Consider the following 15,955-nt stretch of genomic DNA (forward strand, 5'->3'; position numbering starts at 1 on the left):
GTCCATGACAAAGCTTCGCGTCAGCACCTATACCCTGCTGCAGACGGTGACCTCGGTCGGCCTGTCAGCACTGGCCTGGGTAGTCACCGGAGTGCGGCCGATCTGGAACGGCAGCCAGCCATCGGACCGGCAGCGCATCTACTTCGCCAACCATGCCAGCCACGGCGATTTCATCCTGCTGTCGGCCTGCCTCAGCGAGAAGGAGCGCGCCCGTACCCATGCGGTGGCGGCCGCCGATTATTGGAGCAAGACGCGGCTGCGCCGTTTCATTGCCGAGGACATGCTGTCTTCCGTGCTGATCCACCGGCAGTGGACGGATGAAACGCAGCACCCGATCTCGATCATGCTGTCGGTGCTCGACCAGGGCCATTCGCTGATCCTGTTTCCCGAAGGCACGCGCAACATGACCGACGAACCGCTGCTGCCGTTCCGCTCCGGCCTCTACAATCTGTCGATGGCGCGGCCCGATGTCGAGCTCATCCCGTGCTGGATCGAGAACATGTCGCGGGTGCTGCCCAAGGGCCAATTCGTGCCGGTGCCGCTGCTTTGCCGCGTCGTCTTCGGCGCGCCGATCGCCATTCAACCGGGTGAGGAACGCCGCGCCTTTCTCGACCGCGCCCGCGAAACGCTGCTGGCGCTGAACCCCCGGCCGCAGCGAGACGATTGAGGACCAAGGCAAAATGCTGCCGATGATGCACGAAACCCTCATTCTGATTGTCGGCCTGCTGGCGGTGCTGATCAGCGCCAGCGTCGTCGCCGGCGTCTTGTCATGGCGCGCGCCAAAGCCGTTGTCGCCGACGCTGGTCAACCTCACCCAGCGCATCAATGCCTGGTGGGTGATGGTGGTGGCGATCACCGTCGCCTTCTTCTTCGGCCGCCCCGGCATGACCATCCTGTTCGCGCTGATTTCGTTCGCCGCGCTGCGCGAATTCGTGACGCTGACGCACAGCCGCCGCAGCGACCACTGGGTGCTGCTCGGCATGTTCGGCATCGTCATCCCGTTCCAGTACTGGTTGGTGTGGACCGCCTGGTATGGCCTGTTCACCATCTTCATCCCGGTCTACTGCTTCCTGCTGATGCCGGCGATCACCGCGCTGCACGGCGACACCGAACGCTTTCTCGAGCGCGTCTCGGCGCAGCAATGGGCGGTGATGATTTCGGTCTACTGCGTCAGCCACGTGCCGGCACTGCTGACGCTCGACGTGCCAGGCTTCGAAGGCCGCAACCTTTTGCTGATCGCTTTCCTGATCATCACCGTGCAAGGCAGCGACGTGCTGCAATATATTTTCGGCAAGCTGTTCGGCCGGCATCTCCTGGCGCCGACGGTCTCGCCGTCGAAGACCTGGGAGGGGCTGGTCGGCGGGCTGGCGGCGTCGAGCCTGCTCGGCGCGCTGCTGTCGTTCCTGACGCCGTTTTCGCCGCTGCAGGCAGCCGGCGTCGCCTTCATCGCCTGCCTGATGGGCTTCCTTGGCGGGCTGGTCGCCTCCGCCATCAAGCGCGATCAAGGCGTCAAGGACTGGGGCCATCTGATCGAAGGCCATGGCGGCATGATGGACCGTGCCGACAGCCTGGTCTTCGCCGCTCCGGTCTTCTTCCATACGGTGCGCTATTTCTGGACTGTATGAAGGTTGGCGCCGTTTGCCGCGGCGGACGGTTCAGGGCGACCTTGCGAAGATGACCTGAGCCGTTTCGTTATTACCACTTTCGCGAAAGCGGTAATAACCCAACCTGCCGCGGTCTTCGCCGCGCTCATTTTGCCGCGGCGAGCGGCTCTTTCTTGCGCGCCGGCGTCAGGCGGCGCATGCGGCGTTTGGCGGTGGTCTTCAGCGCCACCGGCGGAGCGCTGGACAACGCACCGAGGACCGCGCCTGCCATGCCATGTGCGACGAAATCGGCGTTGATCTCGTTGGCCAATCTGGCATCTGCCTCCTGGTTGTCGCTGTCGGCTTCCGACCACAACACGATGCCCACTCGCAACCTTGGTTTGGCGCGTTTCAGCCGACGGACCAGAAACCGCCCGTGCTTGACGGAATCCCGGTTCAAAAATCCGATGACGACACTATCGACGGCGTCGAGCTCAAGGCGGCGAATGCTCCCCGGTTCCATCTCGGCGAAGCTCGCTCTCAACACCGTAGCGCCCTGGACCTCGAGCACCTGGGCCAGCATGGCGGCCGCCGCGTCGTCGAGTTCGCCGCGCCCTCCGGCGCACAGCACCGACATGCCCGTGCCATCCGGCAGTTCGGTGTACTCCTCGCCCTGAACCTCCCCCTGAACGTGCTTGTCCTCGCGTGAGCCGTTGTCCTCGGCCGCGGCCGTGTCGTCCGCTTCCGCCTCCTCCTGCGCGCTGTCGTCGAGGTTCGCCACCATCGTCAGCGCGCTGCCCGCGACCTGCTGTCTTTGCTCGTCGCTCAGCACACCACGCACCCGGTCCTGCTCGCCGAGCAGAAGTGCGGGAATCGCGACCTTGTCGTAGAACTCGACCAGATATTCTTCGTCCAGCATCTCCTCGGCATGGTCCGTCGCTTCCTCGGGATCGCCGGCCAACAGCCGCTGGTAAAGCCGGGCGTGCGGTTCGAGCACGGGTTCGTTGCCGAACAGAACGTCGAGGAATTCGAACTGCGGCACATGGCGGCCAAGCACGACGAGGCAGACCGTGAGCGGCGTCGACAGAACCAGGCCCAGTGGCCCCCAGAGCCAGGTCCAGAATATCGCCGCAACGATGATGGCCAATGGCGACAGCCCGGTGCGCGAGCCGTAGAGCCAGGGTTCGATCACGTTGCCGGTGATCAGTTCGACCACGACGAAAAGCCCTGCGGTCCAGAGCACGAGCGACCAGCCGGGCGCCACGGCAAGCGCCAGGAACAGAGGCAACAGCGTCGCGATGACTGGGCCGATATAGGGAACGAAGCGCAGCGCCAGCGCCAGCAAACCCCACAGCAATGGATTGGGTATGCCCAGCAGCCAAAGTCCAATTGCAATCGGGACGGCATAGACGATGTTCACGACCAGTTGCATGAGCAGATAGCGGCCGACGCGCTTGCCGGCATCCTGCAGCGCCTCGGTGGTTCGATGCAGATCGCCGTAGCCGACGAGGCGTATGAAGCGATCGCGCAGGTCCTCCCGCTCGAGCAGCATGAATATGACGACCACGACGATCAGTCCGGCCGATGCCAGCGGGCTCAGCAGCGGGCCGATCAGATTCTGGAGGACCTCGAGCGGTCGTTCGCGCGCGACGATTTCGACCGGGATCGGTTCCCGCGGAGGCTGATCGGCGGCGGGTTGTACGGGCTCGGGTCTGTCGAGTTCCTGGCCGACGCGTTCGATCACCCGGCTCAATCTGGAAACGATGCCGCCGCCGACGCCGGTTTCCTTGAGCGACCGGACCTTGGTCAGGATATTCGCCTGGTAGAGCGGAATGTTCTGCGCCAGTTCACTGACCTGCGTGGCGACGATGAAGGAGAACAGCGCCAGCACGGTGAATGCGCCGAGCACACTGGCGATCACGGCCGGAAGACGCGGAATGCCGGCTCGCTTGAGTGCCGACACCATGGGCACGAGCGCAAAGGTAAGCAGCAGCGCGATTGCGATCGGCAGAAAGACCTCGCGCCCGAAATAGAGCGCCGCGACGGCCGTCACGACCGACGCTACGCTGGGCAACGATGTGCGCGGAAGCGCCCTGGCCGCGGAAACGATGCCCGCCCGCCGGGGCTCCGACAGGTGCGCGTCGTTTCGACGATTTGCCGCCACTTGATACCTCCGCTCCGCCGTCGCCATGATCGGGCATATTGAGCCGGCCTGCAACTTCGCAGCGTCTCACCCAGCTGGACGCCGATTGCCCTGGTCGGCAGCGCGGCAAATTCAGTCATGGTAGAATTTTTTGCATTAATGACGTCACGGGCAATCCTGTTCCATGTCTGCGCCAGAACGTGGAACTTTTGGGTCAAAACACCGTTCCTTCGTAGATCGCTGATGGACAACCTCAAAGCAGCAGCTCAGGAGGAATGATCATGAACTTCAAGACGCTTTGCATGGGCGCGATGGCCCTTTCGATGATGACCGGCGCAGCGCTTGCCGCCGGTGCCACTGGCACTTCGGCGCTCGACGATCCGCAGAAAATGACGCCCTTCTTCACCGACGCCGGCATGAAGACCATGAAGTCGGAAGCCGAATTCAAGGCGGCATGGATGGCCATGTCCACGAGCGACCGGGCCATGATGTTGAAGGAATGCAGCGACGCAGGCATTGCCAAGATGCATGCCGCCTTCTGCAAGATGGCCAAGCAGCTCAACAAGTAACCGTCGGCTTCTTGCCAAGCGAAATGGGGGCCAAGCGAAAGGGCGGGCGGCCCTTTCGCGACCTTCCAGTCCGCACTCATACCGGCGGGTGCCTAGCCATTTGAAATCGCGACGCCGGCCGGAGCGGCAATGACATTATGGTCCAGGGGCACCGTCTGCTTGCAACCTGGGTTTTCCGGTCGGCCGTTCCCGCATAGTATTGGCGGACGGCCCGGTTGACGCTTGACCCCGCTTGACGCTTGACCTTGTCGCCGAGCGTGGGATAGGCGGGGGACTGGCCCGACCACCTCCCACCGGAGTCCCACGAAAGACCTGCCATGACCGACGCGATCATAAGAGACAGCAATGGCACGGCGCTGCACGAGGGCGACTCCGTGACCCTGATCAAGGATCTCAAGGTCAAAGGCACGTCGGAGACGATCAAGCGCGGCACGCTGGTGAAGAATATTCGCCTCACCGGCAATCCCGGCGAGATCGAATGCAGCACCAGGCAGGTGAAGGGCCTGGTGCTGAAGACCGAGTTTTTGAAAAAGGCGTGATCGCCTCGGCACCCTTCGCTTCGCTTCCATATCAGTCGCTCTCGAATCGCTCGTGTGAGTGAACCGCCCACGCGAAGAACTGGAGGAGCCGCGCCCTCCCCCTATGTTGCACTGCGTTAGATTTGTTGCATTGCAATATCGTCGCATCGGGTCGAGCCTCTGCGAGGTGGGCATTCCTTGCACGAGGTGATTGTGTCGGCATCATTTCGGCCTGACATCGAAGGGCTGCGCGCGCTGGCGGTGGCGGGTGTCATCGCCTTCCATTTTGGTCTGTCCGGCCTGCCCGGCGGCTTTGCCGGCGTCGACATCTTCTTCGTCATCTCCGGCTATCTGATCACCCGCCACCTGGTTACGGAAATTACCGAGACCGGGCGGCTGAACCTCTGGCGCTTCTACGCCCGGCGCGCCCGGCGCCTGTTGCCGGCGGCACTGTTCGTCATCCTCGCCACGCTGTTCGCGGGTTACTTCATCCTGTCGCCGGAGGAACAGGCGCTTTATTCGAAAGGCGCCATGTTCGCCTCCGCCTACATGATCAACCTTTGGCTGATCCGCTGGTCGTTCGACTATTTCGCCGCCGACGCCACCAACAACCCGTTCATCCACTTCTGGTCGCTCTCGGTCGAGGAACAGTTCTATTTGGCATGGCCGGCGCTGCTTCTTGCCGCCGCCTGGCTGCGTCCCGGCAAGCGCGCCGCTATAATCGTCATCGGCGTCGCCGGCGCGGCCTCCTTCGCCGCCTGCGCCTGGCTGACGGAAGTGTCGCAGCCCTGGGCCTTCTATTTCTCGCCGCTCAGGGCCTGGGAATTCGCCGCCGGCGGCCTCGCGACCATGGCGCCGGCAAAGATCTGGCGCGACCGGCCGCTGCTGGCCACGCTCCAGGCATGCCTCGGTCTGGCGCTGATCGCCTGGGCCTATCTGATGCTGGACGAAGACTCGCCGTTTCCCGGGGTGAATGCGCTGGCGCCTGTTGTCGGCACCGTGCTGCTGCTGCTCAGCGGCAGCGGCGGCCGCAATCTGCCGAGCGCCGTGCTGGCGCTGCCGCCCATGCAATGGTTGGGCCGGCTGTCCTATTCGCTCTATCTCTGGCACTGGCCGGTCATCGTCTATGCGGCGATGGTGGTTCCCGGTCTGTCCATCCTGGACCGCCTTGCCTGCGCGGCGCTGACGCTGTTTCTGTCGATGTTCACCTATCATTTCATCGAGAACCCGATCCGCCGCAACGGCTGGCTGATGGCCGGAGCAGCGCGGGCGCTGGTGCCCGCCGTCGCGCTGACCGGCGCCGGCGTGGTCGCGGCCTATGGCAATGCGCGCTTTGCCGAGCACAATCTCAGCCCCGAACAGCACGTCATCGCCGACAGCGCCGCGCAGCTCTCTACTGTGCGCGCGAGCAATGGCGGCTGCGTGCTCGATTTCGAGACCGTCAAGCCAAAACCCTGCATGTTCGGCCGCAAGGATGCCCAGCGCTCGGTCGTGCTGTTCGGCGACTCCCATGCCGACCATTGGTCGACGCCGCTGATCAAGGCGGCCGAGAAGAACAACTTTCGCGTCGTCACCTTTCTCAAATCCTCCTGCCGGGCTTCGCGGGTGACGACCTGGAACTGGCGGCTGAAGCGCGACTACACCGAATGCGACCAATGGCGCGAGCAGTCGGTCAAGGACATCATCGCGCTCCACCCGCAACTGGTGGTGATCTCGGAGTTCTCGATCGGCAATGTGATGAAGGAATCGCCCGAGGAGTTGAAGCACGCCGACTGGCAAGCGCAGTGGCGGACGGGCCTCACCTGGACGCTTCAGGCCTTCAGCCAGGCCGGCATCAAGGTCGCGGTCATCAGGGACGTTCCCTACAATGCAAGCTACGCCGACAAATGCGTGGCGCGGGCGCTGTGGCGGGGCCAGACGCCCGCGACATGCGACACGCCGCGGATCATGGCGGCAAACGACGACATCGCCACCATCGAGCGCGATATCGTGCGCTCGACACCGAACGCTGCTTACATCGACATGACCGACCGCTTTTGCGACCAGACCACCTGCCACGTCTTCATCGACGGCAAACTAGCCTTCCGCGACCGCCACCACCTGGCGACGCCATTCGCCGAAACGCTGGAACCGGCAGTGGAGCGGGCGCTGTTTTCGGATGTGATGGCGGCGGCTGTAAAGTAACGGTTCCGGATCTTGTCGGATCACGACCCAGCCCCTCGGCAAGCAACCATGCGGGGGTCAGCTAAGGATGAGACCCGCCAGGAAAACGGTAAGGAGAAGCGACAGCGGAACTGCAAGAAGGCAGCACAGCTCGAAAGTATTGGCTCGCCAAGAAGTCATTGGGCGCTTTTCCATGTTGGCCTTCTCCCTCAACGGCCAGACCGAAACGGCAGTTCCGCTTAAATGTCAGGGTGCTCGTCCGCACCGCTCTTTATGCTACTGGCGCAACTCGTTCCGCTTCCTGGTCATCCATCGTGCACGCGCCAGATGTGTCGCCCACGCCCGGAAAGCCCTCTCCGGCTCCCGCTCCGGATCAAGATGCAGGACGATGCGGGCGACCTCGCGCCAGTCCGTTCCTTCCGCCGAAGCGTCGAGCAGCCGGATATAAGTAAGCATGCGATCTTCGTCATAACCGGTCAGCACCGAAGACGTCGGCGCTGCGTTCGCGATATGAAGGTTTGGCGGCTTTAGCATTGCGATCTACCAGCACCGGCGCATCGTAGCAGCCTATGAAGAAGCCCGCGCCCTTTGATCGGAGGATGCGGATCGCGATTCGCCCCGACAGTCGACAAATGCGGACCTCGGGCGGCGGTTCCCCGCCCAGCTGGGCTCACGCCTCACCACGTCGTGATCGGGTCGAGGCAATCTATATATTTTAGTGGAACCTAATTTAGTCAACGCAATTATGCGTGCGTGAGAAAGCGTGAAATCCAGACCGTCACTGAAAGCCGGCTATCGCGGGATCAGTTGGCCGATGATCCAGTGATTGCAGTCGATTTGACGGAACGGATATTGCAGGCGGCCGACAACGACAGGATTGTCTGCCTCGTCGTGGCAACGGAGGAGCTGGAAACCGACCGCATCGAGAAAGCAGAGCCTAAGGAGACCAGGATTGCCGCAAGCTTCGTCCGGGACTTTGAGGTAATGCTGCTTGTTCTTTATGCGGCCTACGCCCTCGCTGTGCTGGGTGCGACCGCGTTCGTTTTGCTGGAATTGGGCCATGTTCTGTAGGCAGACGTCGGCAAAAAACGGGACTGACGCGCGATTGCCGCTGTTTGATGAGAGGAGCGGCCACGCTGCGTCGACGATCCGACCCCGGCGCAGCCAGCGGCGTTTTCGCGCCAGCAGGCGCTAAACTTCGGGCTCGTCCGTTCGTTACATCTTGCCAATCTATGGAACGAGGCTGCCCCTCGGGGGTTTTTCTATTAGAGGGACGTTAAAGAAGGAGGTAGCTATGAAGAAGCTCCTGCTTGCCTCGGTGATCGCCATCGCATCGGCGGCTTCCGTGATCGGCCCGGCGAATGCCGGCGGCAGCGTCACGATCGGCATCGGCAACGGCTATGACGACGACGACTATTACTATCGCCACCATCGGTATTCCGATTACGACGATGAGTACGTTCCCCGTTACCGCTATGATGTCTATAACGAGGACTACGCGCCGCGCTACCGGTACCGGTACCACCGGCGCTGCCACACCGAAGTCATCAGGCACTGGCGTCATCACCACCGGATTATCGAAAGAATCCGTGTCTGCCGTCGTTGACGGATCGATCCGGCCGGTAGTGCCGGCCGGATCGGCGGGGCTTCTCACCTCGGCTTGCGCATCAGCATCATGCCGTAATGCACGGCCAATATGTCGAGCCCGATCTTGAGTAGTTTCACCACCACGTCGCGCGGCTCGCCGGCCTGTTCGGCCAGGCTCTTGACCGTTGCGTCGGCACAGCAGACCTTTTGCACGATGCCGGCGATCTCCCAGTGGGCAAGCGCCCTGGTGGCCTCGGCATGGTCGCGGCCGGCGGACAGGATGTGTTCGGCGACGCCGCTGCCGGTGCGGCCGCCGTCGACGCGCTCGGCCCAGGCCATCGGCTTGGCGGTTGCCTCGGACGAGTTGCGGAAATCCTGGCGGTAGCGCATGCCCGCCTCGCGCTGCTGGCGCGACAGCGAGGTGAGGCCGCTCAGCGGGTCCACGTTGCGCACCCGCACGATGCCGCCGGTCGCTGTGTGGCCGTCATTGGAGACCTCATAGAGGCGCGCTCCTTCCTGCGTCCCCTTCGCCAGCCGCTTGCGGCCGAACCGGTCGTCCTTCAGTGCGAAATCATGGCCGATCTCCTTGCGGATGCGCACCTGCTCGGCCTCGCCTTTCGGCAATCTCGGTGGCCTGGCTTTGACCTTTTGGGCGGTTTTGGTGCTCATCGGCTCGGTCCTCCTGGGTTTTGGTCGTCGGGCTCTGGCTAACTTCCAGCCTCATTGCAGCGGGCTCAAATCGCTTCGGCCGGCAGCGTGCGCAGGAAGCGCGCCGCGTGATAGGCGCAGTAGCTTTTCGATGGGTTCGTGCGCATTCCGCAGCACAGCATGTCCAAACCTGGCCGGCTGCCGGGAGCGTCGTTTTCCGCATCCTCCTGCAGCGTCGTATCGAGCGGCGCGCGGCAGCGCTCGAACAGGCAATCGATGAAGCGCATGGCGCCGAAATGCGGCTGGCGACCGCCGGCGGCGATCGGGCGCGGCGCCGGCATTTCGAGCGGCGCGCCGTCGGTCCCGGTGATCCGAGCCGGACCCGGCTGCCAGGCCGGCGGCGCCAGCCTGGCCGACAGCCTTGCCGGGCGGCAGCGTGGCTCGGCCTTCGGAGCCGACTCCGCTTGATCAGCAGTGCTTGATGGCTCAGGCGCCGAAATTCCGAGCCGGCCCCCAGAGCGTCCGCCACACCAGCCCTTGGATCTGGCAAGGCCGATGGTGCGCAAACGGGCGGTGCGGTGGACGATGCCGATGATGGCTGCACGCGAGGCCGGGCGGCCGCGCAGCGCGGTCAACCGGGTGGCGATCTTCGCGGCCGACAGTCCGCCCATCAGCCAGTTCTCGATTTGTTCCAGTTCCGAGGCGGAATAGCGGGCGGCCATGATGTTTCATTCCCTGCAAAAATGGTTGTGTGCGGCGCCGGCTTTGCCGGCCTCAGGCTCGAAGGCCGGTCAGCCTTCGCGTGGTCTGCTGCGATCGAGCTTCATCTCGGCCGCCTGCCTTGTTGCGCCGGACACTGCCTTGCCCGTCCGCTCGTCGAAGGCGATGACCGTGCCGTCTTCGGTGCGGATGCAGGAAACCGCGGCTTCCGCATTGCCGGCCGGCAGGCAATTCGTGGCCGGAGCCGTGAGGGGAACGGCTCCGGCCGTTCCGGCCGGTTGGGCTGCCGGATCCGAGGCGCGAGCCTCGGGCATCGTCCCGGCCGGGGAGGAGGACAGCCGCGACGAGGGGGACAGGGTTGGCACATGCATGGCCCCGGCGATCGGTTGCGCTACCGCCTCCAGGCGAGCGCTGCCGGCGCGCTGAACGGCGGATTCAAGGACCGAAAGCTGGCGAAGCGACTTGTGCATGCCTACATAAGAGCATAACTCAAATCATAATGCAAGCGATTCTTGCATAGACGAAACCGAATCTTATGCCTCAGATGGAGCCATGGCGAAAACTGCACTGTCGATCAAGGTCGGAGCGGCGATCCGCCGGGCGCGCAAGCAGCGCGGCCTGGTGATGCGTCACATTGCCGAGCACAACGACACCGACGTCGCTGCCGTCGGCAATTGGGAGACCGGGCGCAACCTGCCCAAGACCGAGAACCTTTTGAAGACCGCCGCTTTCCTGCGCGTCGACCCGGTGGCGCTCGGCAAGGGCGAGGTCGTTTTCCTCGAAGATGCCGGACCGGTCGCCGATGCCGAGATCGTCACCGATCCCGGCCCCCTGCCCGCCGGGCCGATGGACATCCAGCTTCTCGGCACCGCCGTCGGCGGCGACGATGGCGACTTCACCTTCAACGGCCAGCCGGCCGGCTATGTCCAGCGGCCGCCGGGGATCCGGCATCTGCGCAATGTGTTTGCGCTGCACGTGCTGAGCGATTCGATGGTGCCGCGCTACGAGCCCGGCGAGATGATCTATTGCGGCGGCCGCGAAGCGTTGCCCGGCGACCATGTGGTGATCGAGACCCTGCCCGAGGAGAACGAGCAAAACGGCAAAGCCTTCATCAAGAAGCTGGTCAAGCGCACCGCCGCCGAGCTGATCGTCGAACAGTACAACCCGCCCAAGACGCTGTCCTTCAACCGCTACGCCATCAAGAACGTCTTCCGCGTCATCCCGCTCAAGGAACTGCTGGGGTATTGAGGCTTGTTGCCTTCTCCCCTTGTGGGAGAAGGTGGATCGGCGCACAGCGCGAGCCGGATGAGGTGTGCTGGAAGGAACGCGGCGGAGGAAATGTAGAAGCGATTTTTAAGCACTTACGCCATCAAGGTAGCGATCCGTCCAACACCCCTCATCCGACCGAGCTTCGCTCGGCCACCTTCTCCCACAAGGGGAGAAGGGAAGAGCAGCACGCCCGCCCCCTCAAGCCCGCCTCGACTGCAGCTCTCGACCGTTGAGCAGGCGCGCCTCGGCGCGGGTCCGTTGCCGGTCGTCGATGAAGGCGGCCTGGATCGAGACGGCGGCGCCCGGCAGGCCGTCGGCCCGGCAGGCCTTGCAGATCAGGCGCCCCGAAAGTGCGGCCAGCGGTGTCTCCGGCCTCACCCCATGCCGCTTGAGCTCGGCCGGCTTCCACCACCTGTTACGGCCGCAGTCGATGCATTCGACGGCAATCGAGACAACATCGGCGATCGTCGCTTCCTTGCCTGCCAATGCCATGGTCATCCCCATCGTTGTTCCTGCTTTGTTCGCAACATTATCGGTTTTTGGAGCGGAGTCGAGTCGGTTCCGCTTACATCAACGTGAAAGTTTCACTTGTTCAATTATTTGAGTTATGCTTATACGTGGCGAGGACTGGAATCGGCGCGAGCAACAGAACCGCGGCCGGCCGGCAGCAAGGGAATGACGATGGACCCAGCCCAGTTCGCCCATGCCTGCGGCTATAGCGGCGACAGCCCGGCCATGCTTGCCGCTTTCGCGGCCATCCGCCAGGACGGCATCCGCAAGGCACGCCAGGGTCATCGCCAGCGCAAGGCGGCGATCGACCGGATGAAGCCGAGCCGCGCTCTGTTCCTGGCGGCGATCCGCCCGGCGCAGTCAGCCGAGGAGGCACTCGAGGATGTCGCCCGCTTCCTGTCGATGTTCCGCAACATGCCGCACTGGCGACAGGAAAGGCGCGCCGCCGACCTCACCCGCGCCAGGCAGCAGCACCTCTTCGCCCGCTTCTTCCGCCGCTACGGCCACCGCCTCTGGGCGCTCGAGGCGACCTGAAGGCGCGCGGGCCTCCCTGTCAAAACGGATATTGCGATCGCCGACACCGCGCCGTATGTCTCCACGCGATGAGTGAGATCGAATTCCGTCGCGCGCAGGCGCCCGACCTGCCGGCGATCGTTGCAATGCTTGCCGACGATGTGCTCGGCGCAGACCGGGAAGACCCGTCCACGCCGCTTGCGCCATCCTATCTCGATGCCTTCAGCGCAATCGATACCGATCCCAACCAGTTGCTGGCCGTCGCCGTCAACGCCGGGCAAGTGGTCGGAACACTGCAGCTCAGCTTCCTTCCAGGCATTTCGAGAAAAGGTGCCTGGCGCGGCCAGATCGAAGGCGTTCGCGTCGCCCGGCAATGGCGCTCGCGCGGCGTCGGCAAGCTGATGATCGAATGGGCGATTGAAACATGCCGTTCGCGCAATTGCAGCTTCGTCCAGCTCACCACGGACAAAGGTCGACGGGAGGCGCACGCTTTCTACGAGCGCCTCGGCTTCACCGCCAGTCATCTCGGCTACAAGATGGCGCTGTAGATCAGCATTTCATCGCATTCAGCGCCCACCGCTCATCTTCGCTACCCACTATGGATGGAGCATTGACAAGCCGGCCTTTCGCCCTGCTCCATCCGCCCATGATTTACGACCGAACCTGGCTTGAGAAAACCTTTCGCGCAAAGCCCCGGCAGAAGTTCCTGTTCTTCTGGGGCCATCAGCCGTCTAAGGACGGCCGAATAACCACGTCGTGCTTCAGCCAGTGGTGGCATGCGCCCTTTACCGTCGATGGCTTGAGCTATCCGACTGCCGAACACTGGATGATGGCCGAGAAGGCACGACTGTTCGGTGATGTTCCGACGGCAACACAAATCCTCAGGGCGGCGAGCCCCAAGCAGGCAAAGCAGCTTGGCCGCCAGGTGAGCGGCTTCGATGGCACCAAATGGGATGCAGACAAATATCGCATCGTCAGTGAAGGGAGCTTTCAGAAGTTCCGTCAGAACGCGGCGCTGCGCGAATATCTGTTGTCGACGCATGACCGGGTGCTGGTCGAGGCGAGCCCTGTCGACCGGGTGTGGGGTATCGGCCTTGCGGCGGATGACGAGAGGGCGGTGAACCCGCTGCTGTGGCGTGGCGAGAACCTGTTGGGATTCGCGCTGATGCAGGCCCGCGATCGGTTGCGCGGCTGAACATTTGCCGCGCGCTCGTCATCTGCGGCAGCCTCCGCGCTGCTTGACAATCCACCCAAAATGTTCTCTTTATGTTCTCATCACAACTCGAGACAATGCGGCGTTCGAACCGCCGCGGGCGAACGGGCCGGATGGAAGCCAACATCCTCCACGCGGATCTGGATGCCTTCTATGCCTCGGTCGAACAGTTGCTCGACCCGGCCTTGCGCGGCAAGCCGATTGCCGTCGGCGGCGGGGTAGTGCTTGCCGCATCCTATGAAGCCAAGGCGTTCGGCGTGCGCGGCGGTATGCCGGGACGGCGGGCGCGGGAACTCTGCCCGCAACTCGTCTTCGTCGGCGGCCATTTCAAGGACTATCAGCGGCTGGGCGATGCGGCAATCAAGGTGCTTGGCGATTTCACGCCGGTGGTCGAGCGCATTTCGATCGACGAGGCCTTTGCCGACGTCGCCGGCTGCACCCATTTGTTCGGCTCGCCGGCCGAGATCGCCGGCAAGATCCGCCGCCGCGTGCGGGCCGAGCTCGGCCTGCCGATCTCGGTCGGCGTAGCCCGCACCAAGCATCTGGCCAAGATTGCCTCACAGGTCGCAAAACCGGACGGGCTGGTGGTGGTCGATCCGCGCCACGAGCTGGAGTTCCTGCACCACCTGCCGGTCGAGCTGATGTGGGGCGTCGGCCCGGTCACCAGGCAGCGGCTGGCCGGCATCGGCGTCAACACCATCGGCGAGCTGGCGAAGACCAATGGTGGGGCGCTTGAGCGCCTGCTCGGGTCGGCGGCGGGAGAGAAACTCAACGCGCTGGCGTGGAACCGCGATCCGCGCAAGCTCGAGACGCAGCGCCGGGCGCGCTCGGCGGGTGCGCAGTCGGCGCTTGGCCGAAAACCGGCCGACGAGGAAGTCTTCGTGCCCGCTTTGCTGCATCTGGCCGACAGGGTCGCCACAAGATTGCGGGCGAAATCCCGGCCCGGCCGCACGGTGACGGTTCGCGTCCGCTTTGCCGATTTGCGCTCGGTGACGCGCTCGATCACGCTCGACCAGCCGATATCGGCAACCGCCATGCTGGCCGAGATCGCCGAGGCGCTGGTGCGCAAGGTGCTCATCGACCATCCGCACGAAAAGACAATCTCGCTGCTGGCGATCGCCGTATCGCATCTGGAGCAGCATGCCGGCCTGCAACTGGAACTGCCGCTCGGGCTCGACGACGATCGCCGCCGCCCCGGCACCAGCAAGGGCGCGGCGCGCTGGACCGCGGATCGCGCCGTCGACAAGATCCGCGACCGCTTCGGCTGGGAGGCGGTCGGCTACGCCTCGGTCGCCCTCGGACTGCGGCGATCGGTTCCCGACGCGTTTCGCGAGCTGGCCGAAAAGGAATTGTGAGCCTCGATTACACTTTGGTTGCCAAGTCGCCGGAATGAGGTTGAAGGCTGCGGACTTGTGAATTTATCTTCGGTCCAGTTGGTCGTGCACCGGTTTGGGTATCAGCCAGACAGGGTAGCACCCGCTCGCAAATCCTTCCGCCTTCACCTCGAACGACAGGAGATCGGCATGGGACAGAACGCCGGATATTTCGCACTCATCGTTGCCGGACTGGTGACCAATGCAACGACGCTGGCCAAGCCGCTCAACCCGGATCGGGCGATTCCATCCCTGGGCGATATCAACTCGCCGCTGGCCAGCCCGCTATTCAAGCAGGTCAAGGCCGGGCCGCTGGAGATAAAGCTTGAGGAAACCACGCTTGCCGATGTCGAAAAAGCCTTCGGCGGAGCGATGCACGATGAAGGTGACGCCGGAGATTCACGCCACTGGCTTTGCTATGCCGGCCCCGACGCCGGCGGATCGCCGTCGATCTTCTGGTTCGTATCCGGCGAGATGGGTGGCTCCGACGACGGTGTCCTGTCCGTCGCCCTGCAGCCGAACACGGAAGGCAAGGTGCCGGAAGGATGCGCCGGCGCGCCTGCCAGCCTGACAGCTATTGAACTCGATACGCCCGGCGTCGGAGCGCCGCTGAGCGACGTGGCCGCGAAATTTGGCGCCGCCAAGCCCGATCGTTACGGCCATTTCGGCTTCGCCGCCTCTTATCCTGCTTCGTCTCCCGACCAGAAGGACGCCACGGTCACGCAGACGCTCACCTACACAGCCGGGAACGGCAGGATAACCGGCGTGGCGGTGACGCAAGTCACCACCAACTAGGGCGTCCCCGCTCGGTTGGCGAATGGTTCACGTGTGATTGATTCTGCCGCGCCCGAGCCGGGCGGCCTGCTTGCTGGCCACCTCGGTTCTGATGTGCCGCCCGGGCCCGCCTCCTCCTGCAAATGCGACATTCGAGGCGGCCCTGGTCGTCAGACCAAAAGCGTTGCGCCGCCCCAAGCGACCAGGGCGGTGCCGGCCGCACGGCCAACCCATGGGCCGGCAGGAAACACCGGTTCGACGAGAACCTGCGAAGGTCCGGAAATGACCCGATAGTGTTGAAAAAGTCCGGGTTGCAGCAGTCCTGAAGCACTTCTCTATTCGGCATGTTGAGGTCAAGCGCTTTCGAGCTTG

19 protein-coding genes are annotated in these 15,955 nt (G+C 63.8%); 13 read left to right on the forward strand and 6 right to left on the reverse strand.

The genetic code is table 11. The annotated features are described in order from the left end of the window. Positions 1–4: 4 nt before the first annotated feature. The gene (locus NKH90_RS15875; RefSeq protein WP_031211476.1) at positions 5–667 is read left to right on the forward strand and encodes a lysophospholipid acyltransferase family protein; all 663 of its coding nucleotides are present in this window, start codon (positions 5–7) and stop codon (positions 665–667) included. A 22-nt stretch (positions 668–689) separates the two neighbouring features. Then, positions 690–1,625, forward strand: a complete 936-nt coding sequence (locus NKH90_RS15880) for a phosphatidate cytidylyltransferase (RefSeq protein ID WP_352820046.1) — start codon at positions 690–692, stop codon at positions 1,623–1,625. Positions 1,626–1,749: 124 nt separating this feature from the next. Here the strand turns inward: NKH90_RS15880 and NKH90_RS15885 are convergent, their stop codons facing one another. Next, positions 1,750–3,747, reverse strand: coding sequence for an AI-2E family transporter (locus NKH90_RS15885; protein ID WP_352820034.1), 1,998 nt, complete (start codon positions 3,745–3,747; stop codon positions 1,750–1,752). Between the two features lie 260 nt (positions 3,748–4,007). Here NKH90_RS15885 and NKH90_RS15890 point away from each other — a divergent pair, with 260 nt between their 5' ends. The 3 genes from NKH90_RS15890 to NKH90_RS15900 all read left to right on the forward strand — a co-directional run bounded on the left by NKH90_RS15890 (position 4,008) and on the right by NKH90_RS15900 (position 6,997). Then, the gene (locus NKH90_RS15890) at positions 4,008–4,295 is read left to right on the forward strand and encodes a hypothetical protein (RefSeq protein ID WP_352820035.1); all 288 of its coding nucleotides are present in this window, start codon (positions 4,008–4,010) and stop codon (positions 4,293–4,295) included. A 317-nt stretch (positions 4,296–4,612) separates the two neighbouring features. Continuing rightward, the gene (locus NKH90_RS15895; protein WP_023675660.1) at positions 4,613–4,834 is read left to right on the forward strand and encodes an alkylphosphonate utilization protein; all 222 of its coding nucleotides are present in this window, start codon (positions 4,613–4,615) and stop codon (positions 4,832–4,834) included. Positions 4,835–5,026: 192 nt separating this feature from the next. Then, the gene (locus NKH90_RS15900) at positions 5,027–6,997 is read left to right on the forward strand and encodes an acyltransferase family protein (RefSeq protein WP_352820036.1); all 1,971 of its coding nucleotides are present in this window, start codon (positions 5,027–5,029) and stop codon (positions 6,995–6,997) included. Between the two features lie 255 nt (positions 6,998–7,252). On the opposite strand, the gene NKH90_RS15905 is transcribed toward NKH90_RS15900, so the two are convergent. After that, positions 7,253–7,510 (reverse strand): hypothetical protein, encoded by a 258-nt coding sequence (locus NKH90_RS15905; RefSeq protein WP_352472134.1) that lies wholly within the window; start codon positions 7,508–7,510, stop codon positions 7,253–7,255. A gap of 219 nt (positions 7,511–7,729) precedes the next feature. Here NKH90_RS15905 and NKH90_RS15910 point away from each other — a divergent pair, with 219 nt between their 5' ends. Continuing rightward, complete coding sequence (locus tag NKH90_RS15910) at positions 7,730–8,047, forward strand: hypothetical protein (RefSeq protein WP_352453504.1); 318 nt, start codon at positions 7,730–7,732, stop codon at positions 8,045–8,047. Between the two features lie 223 nt (positions 8,048–8,270). Then, positions 8,271–8,582, forward strand: a complete 312-nt coding sequence (locus NKH90_RS15915) for a hypothetical protein (protein WP_352467934.1) — start codon at positions 8,271–8,273, stop codon at positions 8,580–8,582. Between the two features lie 44 nt (positions 8,583–8,626). Here NKH90_RS15915 and NKH90_RS15920 read toward each other — a convergent pair whose 3' ends face one another. The 3 genes from NKH90_RS15920 to NKH90_RS15930 all read right to left on the reverse strand — a co-directional run bounded on the left by NKH90_RS15920 (position 8,627) and on the right by NKH90_RS15930 (position 10,401). Continuing rightward, the gene (locus NKH90_RS15920) at positions 8,627–9,232 is read right to left on the reverse strand and encodes a DUF6456 domain-containing protein (protein ID WP_352472136.1); all 606 of its coding nucleotides are present in this window, start codon (positions 9,230–9,232) and stop codon (positions 8,627–8,629) included. 65 nt (positions 9,233–9,297) lie between these two features. Next, positions 9,298–9,933 (reverse strand): high mobility group family protein, encoded by a 636-nt coding sequence (locus NKH90_RS15925; protein ID WP_352820037.1) that lies wholly within the window; start codon positions 9,931–9,933, stop codon positions 9,298–9,300. Between the two features lie 69 nt (positions 9,934–10,002). Continuing rightward, on the reverse strand, positions 10,003–10,401 hold the full coding sequence (locus NKH90_RS15930; protein ID WP_352820038.1) for a hypothetical protein: 399 nt from the start codon (positions 10,399–10,401) through the stop codon (positions 10,003–10,005). An 82-nt stretch (positions 10,402–10,483) separates the two neighbouring features. On the opposite strand from NKH90_RS15930, the gene NKH90_RS15935 reads away from it, so the two are divergent. Beyond that, positions 10,484–11,179 carry an XRE family transcriptional regulator gene (locus NKH90_RS15935; protein ID WP_352457320.1) on the forward strand — a complete coding sequence of 232 codons (696 nt, stop codon included), beginning with the start codon at positions 10,484–10,486 and terminating at the stop codon, positions 11,177–11,179. Positions 11,180–11,398: 219 nt separating this feature from the next. Here the strand turns inward: NKH90_RS15935 and NKH90_RS15940 are convergent, their stop codons facing one another. Beyond that, positions 11,399–11,698 (reverse strand): hypothetical protein, encoded by a 300-nt coding sequence (locus tag NKH90_RS15940; RefSeq protein WP_352820039.1) that lies wholly within the window; start codon positions 11,696–11,698, stop codon positions 11,399–11,401. A 177-nt stretch (positions 11,699–11,875) separates the two neighbouring features. Here NKH90_RS15940 and NKH90_RS15945 point away from each other — a divergent pair, with 177 nt between their 5' ends. The 5 genes from NKH90_RS15945 (at position 11,876) to NKH90_RS15965 (ending at position 15,604) form a co-directional block, all read left to right on the forward strand. Further along, entirely contained in the window at positions 11,876–12,244 is a 369-nt protein-coding gene (locus NKH90_RS15945) for a hypothetical protein (RefSeq protein WP_352820040.1), read from the forward strand. Positions 12,245–12,312: 68 nt separating this feature from the next. Continuing rightward, a complete protein-coding gene (locus NKH90_RS15950) occupies positions 12,313–12,771 on the forward strand; it encodes a GNAT family N-acetyltransferase (RefSeq protein WP_352472143.1) in 459 nt (152 codons plus the stop codon). 98 nt (positions 12,772–12,869) lie between these two features. Further along, positions 12,870–13,418, forward strand: coding sequence for a riboflavin biosynthesis intermediates N-glycosidase (gene ybiA, locus NKH90_RS15955; RefSeq protein WP_352820041.1), 549 nt, complete (start codon positions 12,870–12,872; stop codon positions 13,416–13,418). Positions 13,419–13,549: 131 nt separating this feature from the next. Continuing rightward, positions 13,550–14,791, forward strand: a complete 1,242-nt coding sequence (dinB, locus tag NKH90_RS15960) for a DNA polymerase IV (protein WP_352820042.1) — start codon at positions 13,550–13,552, stop codon at positions 14,789–14,791. 168 nt (positions 14,792–14,959) lie between these two features. After that, a complete protein-coding gene (locus NKH90_RS15965; protein ID WP_352820043.1) occupies positions 14,960–15,604 on the forward strand; it encodes a hypothetical protein in 645 nt (214 codons plus the stop codon). Positions 15,605–15,955: the final 351 nt, after the last annotated feature.

The sequence above is a fragment of the Mesorhizobium sp. M0898 genome (assembly GCF_040319695.1).
Classification (GTDB): domain Bacteria; phylum Pseudomonadota; class Alphaproteobacteria; order Rhizobiales; family Rhizobiaceae; genus Mesorhizobium.